At 30.4% G+C, this 15954-nt stretch carries 13 protein-coding genes; 9 read left to right on the top strand and 4 right to left on the bottom strand.

The window, feature by feature from the left end:
* Positions 1-117: 117 nt before the first annotated feature.
* The 3 genes from CEF14_RS05750 (at position 118) to CEF14_RS05740 (ending at position 3528) form a co-directional block, all read left to right on the top strand.
* Positions 118-1134, top strand: a complete 1017-nt coding sequence (locus CEF14_RS05750; RefSeq protein ID WP_102691973.1) for a C45 family autoproteolytic acyltransferase/hydolase — start codon at positions 118-120, stop codon at positions 1132-1134.
* 115 nt (positions 1135-1249) lie between these two features.
* Positions 1250-2413, top strand: coding sequence for an iron-containing alcohol dehydrogenase (locus CEF14_RS05745; RefSeq protein ID WP_102691972.1), 1164 nt, complete (start codon positions 1250-1252; stop codon positions 2411-2413).
* A gap of 161 nt (positions 2414-2574) precedes the next feature.
* On the top strand, positions 2575-3528 hold the full coding sequence (locus CEF14_RS05740; RefSeq protein ID WP_170061453.1) for an MBL fold metallo-hydrolase: 954 nt from the start codon (positions 2575-2577) through the stop codon (positions 3526-3528).
* An 85-nt stretch (positions 3529-3613) separates the two neighbouring features.
* Here the strand turns inward: CEF14_RS05740 and cbpA are convergent, their stop codons facing one another.
* Both cbpA and CEF14_RS05730 read right to left on the bottom strand, forming a co-directional pair.
* Complete coding sequence (cbpA, locus tag CEF14_RS05735; RefSeq protein ID WP_102691970.1) at positions 3614-4264, bottom strand: cyclic di-AMP binding protein CbpA; 651 nt, start codon at positions 4262-4264, stop codon at positions 3614-3616.
* A 269-nt stretch (positions 4265-4533) separates the two neighbouring features.
* Positions 4534-5712 carry an FtsW/RodA/SpoVE family cell cycle protein gene (locus CEF14_RS05730; RefSeq protein WP_102691969.1) on the bottom strand — a complete coding sequence of 393 codons (1179 nt, stop codon included), beginning with the start codon at positions 5710-5712 and terminating at the stop codon, positions 4534-4536.
* A gap of 258 nt (positions 5713-5970) precedes the next feature.
* On the opposite strand from CEF14_RS05730, the gene CEF14_RS05725 reads away from it, so the two are divergent.
* On the top strand, positions 5971-6954 hold the full coding sequence (locus tag CEF14_RS05725; protein WP_102691968.1) for an NAD(P)H-dependent flavin oxidoreductase: 984 nt from the start codon (positions 5971-5973) through the stop codon (positions 6952-6954).
* 435 nt (positions 6955-7389) lie between these two features.
* Here the strand turns inward: CEF14_RS05725 and CEF14_RS05720 are convergent, their stop codons facing one another.
* The gene (locus CEF14_RS05720; RefSeq protein ID WP_102691967.1) at positions 7390-8055 is read right to left on the bottom strand and encodes a VOC family protein; all 666 of its coding nucleotides are present in this window, start codon (positions 8053-8055) and stop codon (positions 7390-7392) included.
* 232 nt (positions 8056-8287) lie between these two features.
* On the opposite strand from CEF14_RS05720, the gene CEF14_RS05715 reads away from it, so the two are divergent.
* Positions 8288-8920 (top strand): M15 family metallopeptidase, encoded by a 633-nt coding sequence (locus tag CEF14_RS05715; protein WP_102691966.1) that lies wholly within the window; start codon positions 8288-8290, stop codon positions 8918-8920.
* A gap of 134 nt (positions 8921-9054) precedes the next feature.
* On the opposite strand, the gene CEF14_RS05710 is transcribed toward CEF14_RS05715, so the two are convergent.
* Positions 9055-10002, bottom strand: a complete 948-nt coding sequence (locus tag CEF14_RS05710; protein WP_102691965.1) for an LCP family glycopolymer transferase — start codon at positions 10000-10002, stop codon at positions 9055-9057.
* A gap of 285 nt (positions 10003-10287) precedes the next feature.
* Here CEF14_RS05710 and CEF14_RS05705 point away from each other — a divergent pair, with 285 nt between their 5' ends.
* The 4 genes from CEF14_RS05705 to CEF14_RS05690 all read left to right on the top strand — a co-directional run bounded on the left by CEF14_RS05705 (position 10288) and on the right by CEF14_RS05690 (position 15809).
* On the top strand, positions 10288-11541 hold the full coding sequence (locus CEF14_RS05705; protein WP_245890060.1) for a glycosyltransferase family 4 protein: 1254 nt from the start codon (positions 10288-10290) through the stop codon (positions 11539-11541).
* On the top strand, positions 11538-12812 hold the full coding sequence (locus CEF14_RS05700; protein ID WP_102691964.1) for a glycosyltransferase: 1275 nt from the start codon (positions 11538-11540) through the stop codon (positions 12810-12812). Before CEF14_RS05705 ends, CEF14_RS05700 begins: the two co-directional genes overlap by 4 nt.
* Positions 12813-12844: 32 nt before the next feature.
* Positions 12845-13117, top strand: coding sequence for a hypothetical protein (locus tag CEF14_RS05695; RefSeq protein WP_102691963.1), 273 nt, complete (start codon positions 12845-12847; stop codon positions 13115-13117).
* 106 nt (positions 13118-13223) lie between these two features.
* Positions 13224-15809, top strand: coding sequence for a glycosyltransferase (locus CEF14_RS05690; protein ID WP_170061451.1), 2586 nt, complete (start codon positions 13224-13226; stop codon positions 15807-15809).
* Positions 15810-15954: the final 145 nt, after the last annotated feature.

The raw sequence follows: 15954 nt of genomic DNA, 5'->3' as shown, positions 1-15954 counted from the left end.
CTATTGGATATATTGATATTTTTGTATTTTATGTTTTGTATTTCCCTTAATTGAAAATAATTGATATATTTTACTTATAAAATCACTCTTTAAAATAAGAGAAAAAAGGAGAAATTTATGTCGATTTTTGAAGTAAAAGTGCTACAAATAAGAGACAGTTCTTTTAATATTGGTTTTAGAACTGGAAAGATAATACAGAATAATCCGATTATTAGAGCCTTAGAGATGATAACGAAACCAGAGATAGAATACGAAAATATGAAATCTATTTATTTAAGTTTTGCACCTCATTTACTAGATGAGTTACAAGGTTTATCTGAAGGATTAGGCATTTCATTAAATAAAGCAGCTTCATTATTTAGTGGATATGATGTACAAAAAACAGAAGCAATGGGATGCTCTACAATTTTAACCAAGGATTATTATGTAAGAAATTATGATTTTGGTCCTTCTTTATATGACGGTAATTTTAGTTTAGTACAACCTGATCATGCTTTTGCATCAGCAGGCTACAATTTGCAAGCTATCGGTAGACACGATGGGGTAAATGAGCAAGGGGTAGTTTTAGGTTTACATTTTGTTAGTAATAAAGATTATTCAGTAGGTTTATCGCCATGGACATCAATCCGAATGATACTTGACACTTGTTCAACAACAGATGATGCAATTCAAATGCTTAAGGAAATCCCTCATTCAGCCTGTTACAATTTTTCAATTGGAGATCGAAATGGTGATATCGCAGTAGTTGAAGCGACGCCAACTAAAATCTCAGTCAGAAGAGAACCAGATTTCCTATCATGTGTAAATCATTTTCAGGTGAAAGAACTACAACCGAACAATAGAATGTTAAATGATAATTCTATAAAGCGAAATGACTATTTGCAAAGCTTACGAAAAAGCAATTTAACATATAGAGAAATGTTCAATCAATTTTCAACGAGCGAATCCCCATTATTTTTAACAGATTATGATCAATTATTTGGAACACTTCATACGTTTTCATATTCTTTTAAAGATGAAAAAATCTTAACTTCTATTGCAAAAGGAGAACAAATAATAGATATAAATCTTCAAGAGTGGATTCAGGGAAATAATTTAAAAGAAACTAAATTAACTGGAAAAATAGAAAATTAAAATTGGTTTAACAAAATTTAAAAATATAATTTTATGTACTAAGATTCAAAGCAAAATATTTTTTCTTTTTATAAGTACACTTTATAATAAGGATATGAATTGGAGGTTTTATGATTTGGAAAATTTTACTTTTTGGAATCCAACAAAACTTATTTTTGGTAAAGGGCAACTAGAAGCTTTAAAGACTGAATTGCCAAGATACGGTAAAAAAGTATTGCTAGTATATGGTGGCGGAAGCATAAAAAGAAATGGACTATATGAACAAGTTACAAACATATTAACCGAAATAGGTGCAGAGGTTTTTGAATTAGCGGGAGTTGAACCAAATCCCCGTCTTTCAACAGCCAAAAAAGGAATTGAAATTTGCAAAAAAGAAAACATTGATTTCTTATTAGCTGTTGGTGGCGGTAGTGTAATTGACTGCACTAAACTCATTGCAGCTGGAGCAAAATATGACGGAGATGCATGGGATTTAGTCGTGAAAAAAGCGTTTGCTACTGAAGCATTACCATTCGGAACTATTTTAACAATTGCAGCAACTGGATCCGAAATGAACTCAGGATCTGTTATTACGAATTGGGAAACACAAGAAAAACATGGCTGGGGTAGTAGTGTTACATTTCCTAAATTTTCTATTTTAGATCCCGTTAATACATTTTCACTTCCTAAAAACCAAACTATTAATGGAATTGTTGATATGATGTCTCATGTATTCGAACATTACTTCCATCTTACAGAAAATACCCCTTTCCAAGATCGTATGTGCGAATCATTACTCACTACAATCATGGAGACTGCACCTAAACTTTTAGATGATTTAGAAAACTATGAATATCGTTCAATTATTATGTATAGTGGTACAATGGCACTGAATGGAATTTTAAATATGGGTTATGCAGGTGACTGGGCTACACATAATCTTGAACATGCAGTATCTGCAGTTTATGATATTCCTCATGGTGGTGGACTAGCAATTCTATTCCCACATTGGATGGAACATAATCTAAAAGTAAAACCATCTCGTTTCAAGCAACTAGCTATAAGAGTATTTAAGGTTGATCCAGAAGGTAAGAGTGATGAAGAAATTGGATTAGAAGGTATTCAAAAATTACGTGAGTTTTGGAATAGCATTGGTGCTCCATCAAGATTAGCTGATTATGATATTGATGACAGCAAACTAGAATTGATGGCTGATAAAGCGATGATTAATGGTGAATTTGGCAGATTTGCAAAACTTAACAAACAAGATGTATTGGATATTTATCGTGCTTCTTTATAATATTTAACGTAGATTTATAATGCCGTTGAGAAAAATCTCAACGGTTTTTTTAACTCTTCCATCAAATAAGTAGTCTTTCTATTGGTAAAACTAATACATCTATCATAAAATACTGAATAATCAATTATTATAGAACGATGGAGAGATTAGAGGCGATAGGAATGAAGCAAAAAAATTGTTTACAATTAGAAAAGGTGGTTTTACCTATTCCGTATGATTTGCTGAGCGTGAATAGTTATCTTATTGAAGAACCAACAGGACTAACAATAATTGATACGGGTGATTCTTCAGTTGAAGCAATTGATTTATGGAAAGAAGTTATAGGAAATCGTAAAGTTTGGCGAGTAATTATTACACATTTGCATAATGATCATTTCGGTTTAGCACGCTGGTTCAAAGAATTTTATGGAGCAGAAATTTGGATGTCTGTGCAAAGTCATGAACAACTAAAGAAAAGAAAACAATTACTTGAAAAAGGGATTTTCTATGATGAAAATCTATCGTTTTTAAGTGATTACGGCATGAAGCATAATTCCAATGTACCTACAAACTTTAGTCCGTATGAGTCTTTTCAATTTTCTCCAGATTATTTGTTTACTGAGCTATTGTGTATAAAAGGAGATTCTTACGTATTGCGACCAATTTGGACTCCAGGACATTCTTTTGATCACTATTGTCTGTATGAGGAAAATACAGGTACTATTTTTTTAGGTGATCATTTGTTAGAGAACATTAATCCAATTGTATTACCGTCAACTGATTTTCAAAACCCACTTGCACCTTATTTAAAATCATTTGATCAATTAGTACAATTAAATATTTCCAAAGCGTTACCAGGACACGGTGATAATATAACCCATTTCATTGAACGAGTTGAACAGTTGAGAAATCATTACTATAAAAAGTGTGTACAAATAATTGATTCAATTCCAGAAGTAGGTACGACACCTAAAATTATTACAGAGAAAGTATATGGGCACAAACCACCTGAATTAAAAGAAGCAGCATTTATTCAAGTGATTACATATTTACATTATTTAGTTGGTAAAGGTTATTTGCAACGCGATGTTACTGAAGATGGTTTTCTATTTTTGAAAAGGAAAGATCAAGTTTAGCACATTAAAAAATAAGCTTCATTATTTGTAATTTAATAACTAATAATGAAGCTTATATTAATATTTGTTTACAAGGAGAGTGATTTTAATTGCTTTCAAACTCTTCTTGATTAAATATTTCTACATCAACTAGTCGAGCACCGACTTTATGAAGATTACTTTCAATTTCTTTTACAGTTTGCTTTTTTGCACCTTTGTCTAGTGTTATGATCACTCTTCGTAAATACCAGTCATCGTCATCAATTGAAAACACAGAGTGAACGGGCCATATTTTTCGGATGAGTAAAAGAGTTTTAACAAGAATTCCTTCAGCAACCGGAACAGCAATTGTTAGCGCACAACTTCCAGTTTTATAACCCCAAGCTTCTTCTAGAAGATCAAATACTTTCGAATGGGTTAGAATTCCACAGAATTTTCCCTGTTCATCTGTAACGGCAAGATATGGGAGCCATTTAATCTTTAAGAAAACTTTATAAAATGAACTATTTAGATCGATGATTCCATCTTTATCGATAGCTAGCTCAGAAATTTGAATGTCTTGATGATCATGTTTCTTCTGATATTCAAGAATCTCAACTTTATAGGCATTCCCAATAAACTTTTCTTTGTTTTTATCTAAAATGGGTATACATCTATAACCAGATTTGTGGAGTTTCTCTAAAACAGATGATGCAAGATCTGTCTCAGTACAAAACACAACGTCATTTTTTTTAACATATCTCTGCTTGACGATCATGTAAATCCCTCCTAGAGAATTCAAAACAAAAGTCATACAGGCTAAAGTATGTATCGAGTGATGGAAATATTCGAGAAGATATGAATTTTTGTGTTTTGTAAAAAAAGTAGTTAAAAGTAAAGATAAAGTAGAAAGAGCTTATTTTAAAAATAAAGTTTTATAGTACTTTAAATAATCTTATTAAATAGGCTAAATATACAGAAGATATTGAGGTAATACACAAAATAAAAAGAACATAAACCCGAAATTTTGTTTGCTCTTGATCCATATCAATCTTCCTCTCCATACTTAAACATTAAACCACCATAAGAATTTTTAATTGAAATCATTATACCAACTAACATCATATTTGAAAGTAATGAGCTACCACCATAACTTAGAAAAGGAAGAGTAACGCCCGTTACGGGTAATAATCCCATTGTCATGCCAACATTTTGAAATATTTGAAAAGTAAAAAGACTCACAATTCCTGATGTTAAAAGAATAGTAAATTGTGTATTGGCAGTTAATGATATTTGCACAAATCTAAGTATTAATAAGAATAATATTATTAGCACAAATGAAGCTCCTATAAATCCTGTTTCTTCTGCAATGTTTGCGAAGATAAAATCTGTATGTTTTTCGGGTATGTAAACATTATTGTGCATGAAACCTTTTCCGGAGATTTGTCCAGAACCGATTGCTAGAATTCCTTTTTTAGTTTGATATGCAGAATCGCCATAATTAAAGGGATCAAGCCATCCATTAATACGAGAAATTTGGTGAGGGGATAAGCTTCCTAAAATTATTTTTTGATAATATTCATTGAAGAAAAAATAACAAACCAAAATAAAAGAAATTATGATAGTAGGAACACTAAGTATGAGCAATAAAAATCTTTTTTTAATCCCAGAAAAAAACAACATAGGTAATAACATAGCGATATATAGCATAATCATCCCAGTATCAGGTTGAATGTAAACTAAAAGCATTGGGGGTATAGTAAGTAGTGCGATTTTAATTAGCAAAATCAAATCAGATTTGAAAGTATGGACTCTATATTTTTTATTATGTTTAATAATGCTCCAACTTGTAAGTATTAAAAAACAAAATTTTAGAAATTCTGAAGGCTGAAAACTCCCTATAAAAGGTATTTGATACCAGGCTTTTGCGTCATTTATTGGTCTGGCAATACTTTCAGGTGCAAAAATTAAACCTACTAATAAAATAAATATTAGAACGTACAAAGCTAAAGAAACATTTCTTAACTGCTGATTATCTAATTTTGAAATCATAATCATTGCAACAAATCCTATGATGTAATATGCAATTTGTTTATAAATAAAATTAATAGAACCAGCGTATTGCCCACTAACAGAACTACTTGAGTAGATAAAAGAATAGCTAATAATACTTAATATAGTAATATACAAAACAATTTGATGATCAATCTTGATTTTCTTTTCCATAAAATAATTTAAACTCCTTTAAAATTTCATTAATACAATATTATACATTAAAAATAAAGAAAGGCTTTAATCTTCTCTACAAATTATTGAAAGATGATTTAGGGTTAGTTAGTAAATATTTAGTAATAATGACGATGATTTTAATGAGAATATAAAATCTCTTAATATTTGAGATGCGAATTTTTTGCGTTTACTGTACAAAAAATTCTATTTTAAGTAAAATTATTATAGATTTACCTTTTGAAAGGATGGGATGAAATGGTGAAAAAAAATGTGAAAGAACAATTAAAAGCATTAGAATTACCTGTAATTGCAGCACCAATGTTTTTAGTGTCTGGGATTGAACTTGTTGTAGAAGGTTGTAAATCAGGGGTGGCTACAACTTTTCCATTATTAAATGCAAGAACTTCAGAAGCATTAGAAGAATGGATGCAAACGATTACTACACAATTAGAAGAAGCGGAACAAACAAATCAAACTGTTGCACCATGGGGAGTTAATCTTGTCGTGCACAAGTCTAATGATCGATATGATGCGGATGTAGAATTAATCAAAAAATATCAACCACCAATTGTCATCACATCATTAGGAAAGCCAACAGATATTGCGAAAATTGTACATGAATATGGTGGACTTGTATTCTCGGACGTAATCAGTGTTAAACATGCAAAAAAAGCAATGGAAGCAAATATAGATGGATTAGTTCTTGTATGTAATGGGGCAGGAGGACATGGTGGTATGCTACATCCTATGGCATTTGTTCATGAAGTGAAACAATTCTTTGATGGATTGATAATTTTATCAGGTGCTATTTCACACGGACAGGACATATTAGCTGCCGAGGTAATGGGGGCAGACTTGGCTTATATGGGTACACGATTTATAGCTACAGAAGAATCAATGGCAAGTGATGCTTACAAGAAAATGCTGTTAGAAGCAGAAGCAAAAGATATAATTTATACAGATAAATTAAGTGGTGTTCATGCTAACTTTATTCTGCAAAGTATCTTAAATGCAGGAATTGATCCACAAAATCTGCAAAAACCAGAACAACTTGAAATTGTCCATAAAGCTGATGATGAAGCAAAAGCATGGAAAGATATCTGGAGTGCAGGTCACGGAGTCGGTGGTATTCACGAAATATTGCCAGTAGCGGAACTCGTAAAAAAATTACGAGAAGAATACGAAGAAACTATTGATAGAGTGATAGATAAGAAACAAAAGAAAATAAGTCTCAAATAAATCAATTTCATCATGCAAAGTTATAAAAAATATATCTTCTTTTAAGATAGGTAATTGTGTTGTATGCAACGCTTTCGACGAGAATCCTCATAAAAGTTATTTTCTTTATTGTCATTCAGCGAAGATGAAAAATAGCATGAACAGAACGCGCAGTCTAAAAATAATATATATAAAAAAGGACTTCATGAAAATGAAGTCCTTTTTCTTTTATTTTGTCACTTATGTTTTATTCATTGAAGATTTTCTTTTTTTCTTGAGTAACATTCTTTGATTCATCATGTTTTGAAATGTTTTAAACGAATCTTTTTTATTCAATAATTACCTTAAGTTGTTATCTTCATTTGAATGAACGATTCTTTAGATAAAAGCTTTTATAGAAACCTCGATAACGATAAAATACATACTCATATGCAATTAAAGAAGTTGCAACTGAGTTTAGAAAAGATAGTTAAAATTACAGATTTTACCCTTATTTGTTTGGATTGAAACAGGAGAAGGTATGGCTCCTTTTGTGGAAAATAACCACCGTCTACCAATTGGCCCTAATAATATAAATGCACCGTCATCATAATCACCAAGAAAATTAAGACCCTTTTCATTTAAATGATCATTATCTCGAATCGATATTCCAAGGCCATTCAGTTCTTCAGAGACTTCTTTTATTTTTGAGGTTGTAAAACTTATCTCACTTATAGAGAGAATATTATCAGTTGTAAACTCGTTATGTTTTGACTGTGGTGAGGTAACTTCCCTTGCAATGAATTCAACGATATTCCCTGATGGATCTTCAAAATAACAAGCATATCCTTGTGTTTTTCCATCAAAATATATTTCTTCTAGATTGTCTTCTTTTAAAAGTGGCACTCTTTTTTTGAGCCATGCTTTCGCTTCTGAAAATAAATTTGAATGGATGTTGAACGCGAAGTGATAATAGTAACTATTTTCATCAAAATCCTTTTTTAGTTCAAGAATGCTTTCACCTATAAGAAATAATGCTTGTTGATCATCAAACGATAATAGGTTCAATTGAAGTGTATCTCGATAAAATCTTACGGTCTGTTCAAAATTAGAAATCAGTATTGAAACCTTTTCAATTTTCATTTCAAACGCCTCCACGAATTGTTATTGATATCATTATAATTAAAAGAAGGAGATAATTTCCTCAGACTCAAGATTGAGTTGGCATACTTCTTTGGTTGGAATGGATTTGGGGTAAGAAGTAATTTTACGTATGAAAGCGGAGACATATGGAAAGTACTTAAACTATATTGGGTAAACAGAGCAAAATTATTTTTACTATAATTTATAATTTTAGGGAGAACATACTTGGAAAATGAAGAGTTTCAATAATCATATATTCATTACATGGTTTATCATATTGATTTTTACTCTTGTAGTGATATTAAGTATTACTTTCATTTCAAAACCACAGGAAGAAGAAAAAAAGTATATCTATTTAGGGAAAAATGCACCTATCCCTACAAAACTAGAACCAGTGGTTGAGGAGATGAAAAATACGCTAATTACTAGTTCGGCAAAACAAAAAATTGATGTCGTCATTACTGAGGGTATTCGTTCTTTTACAAAACAGGATAAATTATATCAGCAAGGAAGAACAACACCAGGGAAGATTGTTACAAATACAAGAGCAGGGGAATCGTATCATAATTACGGATTAGCATTTGATTATGCATTATTAGATAAAAATGGTGTAATTATTTGGGACACAAATTATGATGGTAATGGCAATGGAGAATCTGATTGGTTTGAGGTTGCTGATTTAGCAAAAAAAATGGGTTTTGATTGGGGTGGGGATTGGGTTGGATTCAAAGATTATCCCCATCTTCAAATGACATTTGGATTAACGATAGATATGCTAAAAAATGGATATAGATTAAATGATATAGAAATTAGAAAAGAATTAAAGCAAAACATAGCTGTAAATACTCTTGAACTATTGAAGTAGATTTTATTTAGCAAAAGAAATACTGGGTAAATATAATTAAACTGAAAATAATAATCCTATGAATGAAATGACAAAAGCTGCCTATAAGCAATGTTTAATCATCGTTTATAGACAGCTTTATTTTTGCCATTTATTTATGGAAGCTCTAGTTGGTTGCGTAACTCCTTAGATACTTCCTTCAATTCATGATCATCCATCTTATAATACCAAATTCCATTAATCATTTCGCCTCTACCTTTTTCAAATCTTAATTGGGTGATATTCGAAATAGAATCTTTATAATTTTGTGATAGCTTCATTATTTCCGAGAAGGTTAAGTTTGTTTGCACATTTTTACCTAATGAATTAAAAATATTTTTATAGTTAAAAAGACTATTGACAGACGCAGCTTCTTTTATTAATCCTGAAATTACTTGTCTTTGTCGGTTTTGACGACCAAAGTCACCTTCTGGATCATCATGGCGGTTACGGATAAAAGCAAGAGCAGCTTTACCATCTAATCTATTTGTTCCAACTTTGAAATGGTAACCATTTTGTTCAAAGGCCCGATTACTTGTTACAGTAATTCCTCCTACTGCATCAATCATATCGGAAAATCCATCCATATTTATTTCTGCAACATAATCGATTGGAATATTTAAGAGATGTTCTACAGAATCCATTGACATTTGAATGCCGCCAAAAGCATAAGCATGGTTCAATTTATCAGTTGTATTATGCCCAACAATTTCTGTGTAAGTGTCTCTTGGGATACTGAGCATTTTTGTTGTTTTTGTATTTGGATTAACTGTTAAAACGATAATAGTATCAGATCGACCAGATTCACCTGTTCGACCATCAACACCTAATAATAATATAGATAATGGATCCTTTTGTTCAAAACTAATTGGTTTCACACGTTGTTTAGATTGATCGCGATGAATCGTAACATGAGTTTCCCTCAAATTTGCAGAAAAGCTATTATACATACTGAATGCCATTCCGCTGATCCCAATTATAAGTAACATCACGATGCTTACAACCCATTTTAAAATTCTTCGCTTTTTCATTTCATGTATTCTTTTTTTTTGCTCTCTAGTCATATTAATCCTCCGTTAATATTTTGCAAAATCATGTAGTTGTAATTTTCATAAGTCAGCTATATCAATAATATGAGCTTCTTTAAAAATAGACTAATTTTGTAAAAAAGGAAGAGTTTATTAATAAAATTAATAATAATTTACAAATAGTTAATAAAAGTGAATCAGTGGCTTAACAAATAATGTAAATATCTATGCTACAATTAACCCGTAACAGAGAACATGGAATATAAATATTCCTAATAATTCGAATCTTTATGACTAAAGGTACTTTAGGAGGTCGCTTAATTGTCTAGTTCCAAGATATTGATCATTACACAAAATTTTTATCCTGAAATAGGTAGTCATGCAAATCGAATGAATAATCTTTTTCAGTTATTACAAGAAGAAGGTTATGATGTATCAGTTTTGACAACTGAACCATCGTATCCAAATAAGCATCTTTATGAAGATAAAAAATTTTGGAATGACAATACACTAGATCATGAAAGCAAAATCCATCGAATTAAAGTTAAAAACAGAAAATACGCCTTGAATATGCTAAACAGACTTGTCCATTACTTGGAGATATCTATTAAAATGCTATTCTTTGTCCTGTTTAGCAAACAAAAATTTGATGTGGTTTTTGTAACAACACCAGCTATATTTATTGCATTTGTTGGTATTATAGCGAAATTTAGGTATAGGGCGAGGTTATTTTTAGATGTCAGAGATTTATGGCCAGAATCATTGAAAGGGGTAGGGGTTTTTAATCGAAAAATAATTATTAACTTCTTTTCACTCCTAGAAATTTACTTATATAAGAAAGCAAATTATATCATTATTAATAGTATTGGATTCAAAGATTATATCGTAGATAAAGCAAAAATAACACCTTCTAAAATTACTTATATCCCGAATGCTGGTAGACAACATGAATTGTGTCCAACCTATAGATACCATAAGAAATTTAGAGTGATCTACACGGGGAATATCGGACTTGCACAAGATGTTGAATTCTTAAAAGGATTGGTTCAAAAGTTAGATAAAAATCATATATTAATCACGATTGTAGGATACGGTCAAAAGAAATATGAACTACAAAATTTTATTAGAGATCATAAATTGAACAATGTATTATTTGTTAATCCTACAACGAGAGCGGAGTGTATAAAGTTAAACTCTGAACATGATGTCGGAGTTCTTTCATTGAACAATAGTGATGTTTTTGACACAGTACTACCTGGTAAATTAATTGATTATATGATATCAGGATTACCAGTTGTAGCTGCTGTTTCAGGATATTCTAAAGATATTATACAAAAATATCAGACGGGTTTTGTATCTGAAAAAAGGGATGCATATGAAATAGTGAAATATATATTGTTGTTAAAAAATAGTCCTGAACTACGAGAAAAAACAGCAAATAATGCAATTGATTTAATCAAAGAGCATTTTATTTGGGAAAAGAATATCAACAAATTATTCACGTTACTTAAAGAGAATCATGTAGCAGAACCTGTATCATTACTAAATCAAATAGATAAGGACATCAGACTATGAGAAAAAAAGTGTGTATGTTTGTATGGAACCATTTTACAAATGATGCTAGAGTACTTCGAGAATGTACAACTTTATCAGAAAAAGGATATAAAGTAGACCTTATATGTATTCACGATCCAAATGATAAAAACATGAACTATAAAGAAAAAAGAAATGAAAATTTTAATGTTTATAGAGTTAGAAGATATCCACTAATATTGTCAGCATTTCAATTTTGTATGAAGAATAAATTGGCTGGTGGAGTTGCATTCTTACTTTGGCTTATTATAGCACTCTACTTTCCTATAATAACTCTACCTCTAACTTTTATAGGAGTATTAATACTTAAAACAAAATTAAAAACCGCATTTTTAAGAGGAAGTATCATCATGAGAATGATATTAAGAGGTAGATTGAAAAATTATGATATCTATCATTCGAATGATTTAAATACATTACCACAAGGGTATATATGCGCAAAATGGCGATTAATTAAAAAACCTTTAATTTATGATTCTCATGAAGTACAAACAAGTAGAACAGGATACGATAGTTCAATTTATAGCAAAATGGAGAAATTCTTCATTAGAAGAATGGATTCTATGATTGTGGAAAACCATACAAGAGCAAAATACAATGAAGTGCTATATGGTTTTTATCCGAATGTCATACACAATTATCCATTTACTCAAAAAGAAAATAAGAGTGAAAAAGTAAATCTTCATGAAATACTTCAACTTCCTGAAGAAGAGAAAATACTACTTTATCAAGGTGGTATCCAAGCGGGACGAGGACTAGATAAATTAATAAAAGCAGTACCTAAATTTAAAGAAGGAACTCTAGTACTGATTGGTGATGGTCGGATTAAACCAGACTTAGAAAAAATGGTGTATGACATGAACCTTCAGAGTAAAGTTAAGTTTTTACCAAAAGTACCACTCAGTGAATTACCAAAATATACAAGAAATGCTTATATTGGATTTCAAGTATTAAACAACACCAATTATAATCATTACTCAGCTTCATCCAATAAATTATTTGAGTACATGATGGCAGGAGTACCAGTTGTTGCATGTGACTTCCCGGAAATCAAAAGAGTTGTTGAAGGAGAAGAGACAGGAATTTGTATTGATTCACATAAACCAGATGAAATCGCTGCTGCTGTTAATAAATTGTTGGATAATAATGCATTACGTAAACGATTAAGTGAGAATAGCATTAAAGCAAGTAGGCTATTCAATTGGGAAAATGAAAAAGAGTCATTCATCAATGTCTATGCAAAAGTATCTTAAAACCATTTGATTTACTATTAGGAGTGCTTATTTTGGAATTGAAAACAGAAGAAACAGAAGATTTATCAAAAAAATTGGAATCTCTAAAAGAATCTTTAGTAAGCGAAAAAAAGGCTAAAGTAATGATCCAAGAAGAGCTTTTAAGAATGTATATTCAAGAAGAAGATCTGTTAAATTCTCATCAAAAATTACATTCAAAATTTCGTGCAATTAGTAACTCGAAGCTTGGAAAACTAACCTATGTATATTGGAGATTCTTAAAAAGAATTAAGCGAGGCAAAAGAAATGAAAACAACAAACATTGAAGAACAGCTTAAAGAGATCCAATCAAAAAGACTAAATCTCGAACATAATATCAAGAAAGAAAAATACGAAATTGATTACCTTGAGGAAAATGGAGAGTTACCTTTAATGATTCCTGAAGAATCATTGCTACTTTATGAAATAAAAACTGCACCAAAAATAATGACAAAAGATGAATATTTGAGCTATCGAGAAGAAGTTGCTGATCTACATTATTTTGATCGTATTAAACGATTAATAGATCTTATTCCTGATAGTAATGGTAGCAGATATTATACGAAAAATTCGATTCAAGTCGGAATTATTGCCGATGAATTTTTATACCAATCCTACAAAGATGTCGCAAATTTCATACCCATCACATTACAAAATTATCAAGAATTAAAAGGTCAAATAGATTTTTTATTCGTTGTAAGTGCTTGGAAAGGCTTGGATGGTAGCTGGGGTGGAGTAGCAAATCCTACATCTTCGAAAAGAAAAGATTTATATAAAATTATTAATTTCTATAAAAAAAATAACATAAAAACGGTATTTTATTCAAAAGAAGATCCAGTAAATTATGAAAAATTTATAGGAATCGCAAAGAAATGTGACTATGTTTTTACAACAGCAAAAGAAAAAATTGAGAGTTATAAAAAAGAATGTAAACACGATAGAGTTTTCGTATTGGAGTTTGGTATTAATCCACTTTATCATAATCCTATTGGAATCAGAAAAAACAAAAAGAGTAGGGGAGTTTTCTTTGCAGGATCTTGGTTAACTAAATATCCCGAAAGACAAAAGGAAACCATTGAGATTTTCGAAGGTGTCATTAACGCAAACAGAAATTTAAAAATCATTGACCGAAATTTCCATTTGGATAAAGTGAATTATTTCTTTCCACAGAAATATTTGGAGTTCGTCTCACCTTCAATCGAACATGAGTATCTACAAAAAGTTCATAAATTATATGATTGGGCAATTAATTTAAATTCTGTAAAATTCAGTGAAACGATGTTTGCTAACAGAATTTATGAATTGCAAGCAATAGGGAATATTATTATTTCGAATTATAGCGTAGGAGTAAATGACAAGTTTCCAAATGTCTTTATCGTAAATAATCGTAAAGAAGTTCAAGATATTTTGAACGGATTTACAGAGGAAGAAATTTATAAACATCAGATACTAGGAATTCGAACTGCAATGACTTCACATACAACGTTTCAAAGATTTGATGAATTATTAGAAAGAATTGAATTAGGCTCACAACTTAAATCAAAAAAAGTACTAGTAGTCGCAAATCAATTAAATTCAAATATTATTAGAGATTTTGAAAATCAAACATATGCAGAGAAGTATCTAATTTCTGAAGATGAATTTAATGATCAGATTAAGTCACAATATGATATCATCGCATTTTTCAATTCAAAATATCACTATCAAGAATATTATTTAGAAGATATGATTAATGGTTTTAAGTATACGAATTCAGATTATATCGCTAAAAATAGTTTTTATAATGGTAGTACATTGATAAAAGGTTTAGAACACAATTATATTAATGAAATTCAGGATAAATATAAAACAGTTTTTTGGGCAAATACTTTTCTCGCAGATGAATTGCTTGATATGCAAATAAATCACAAGAGAAAATATGGATATTGTATAGATCATTTTGAGTTAAATACAGCTATAGAACAAGAAGATCAAGAATTAACAGATTCTGAATATGAATTATCTGTAATAGTCCCAATTTTTAATAACGGTAAATACTTGTTAAACAAGTGTTTTAATAGCCTAAAAAGAAGTAGTATTTTCGAAAAAATGCAAATTATATTGGTGGATGATGGGTCTTCAGAAAAAGATACATTGATTACCATTAACAGAATTGCAAAAGAGCATGCTAATGTTATTACCTATTTCTTTCCTGAAGGTGGTAGTGGCAGTGCCTCAAGAGCAAGAAACATGGGCGTAAACCTTGCAAATTGTAAATACGTAACCTATTTAGATCCAGATAACGAAGCAGTTAATGATGGATATGTTCAATTGTTGCAACTTTTGAAAAGTGATCAAGAATTAGATATTGCCATAGGCAATATGCTTAAATTTGATAATACGAAAATCAGTAATTTTAAATATTATCAAACTGTATTAGATACACTTCATAGCCCGATCATTAACAATCCAAAACAATTATTAATCGATACGGATTTAAGGACACAAAGCATTCAAGCATTGATCGTAAAAAGAGAAATTATTACTAGAAATGAATTGAAGATGGTCGAAAATGCTGGTGGTCAAGATACTTTATTCTTCCAAGAGCTATTGTTGCATTCTAAAAAAGGAATGGTAATTGATCTGGATATACATATTTATTATGCAGCTGTATCAGGTTCAGTCACGAATACTGTGACAAAAAAATTCTTTGAAAAATATTTCACATTGGAGAAAGAGAGACTTCCATTTTTGACTAAAAATGATTTACTCACTTTGTATATGGAAAAGCGCTTTAACTTCTATTTCAAAAATTGGTATTTGATTAGAATCAAACGAATAAAAGAGGAAGATCAAAAGGAAGCTATCGATACACTTTATAAAATTTATTCCTTATACAAAGATCTTATAGTTGAACGTTCTATTGAGATTGATAAATTCGAAGGTTTTTATAAAAAAAGGAAATACAAAAAAATCGCTAAATACTTCTCTAAAGTTTGATGTTTGAAAATTCAGAAATCAAATAGAAGGGAGGTGATGCGAAACTATTCGTACAAGGTCCAAGATTTTAAATCTTACTCATTTTCTCATATAGTTTCAGGGTTAACTTGAATCAAATATATTGATCGAAAACCTTACAAAAATG

Origin of the sequence: Rummeliibacillus pycnus, assembly GCF_002884495.1 — a bacterium.
GTDB classification, from domain to species: domain Bacteria; phylum Bacillota; class Bacilli; order Bacillales_A; family Planococcaceae; genus Rummeliibacillus; species Rummeliibacillus pycnus.
Note: the sequence above shows the minus strand (reverse complement) of the source record. Positions and strands in the feature narration are given on the sequence as shown.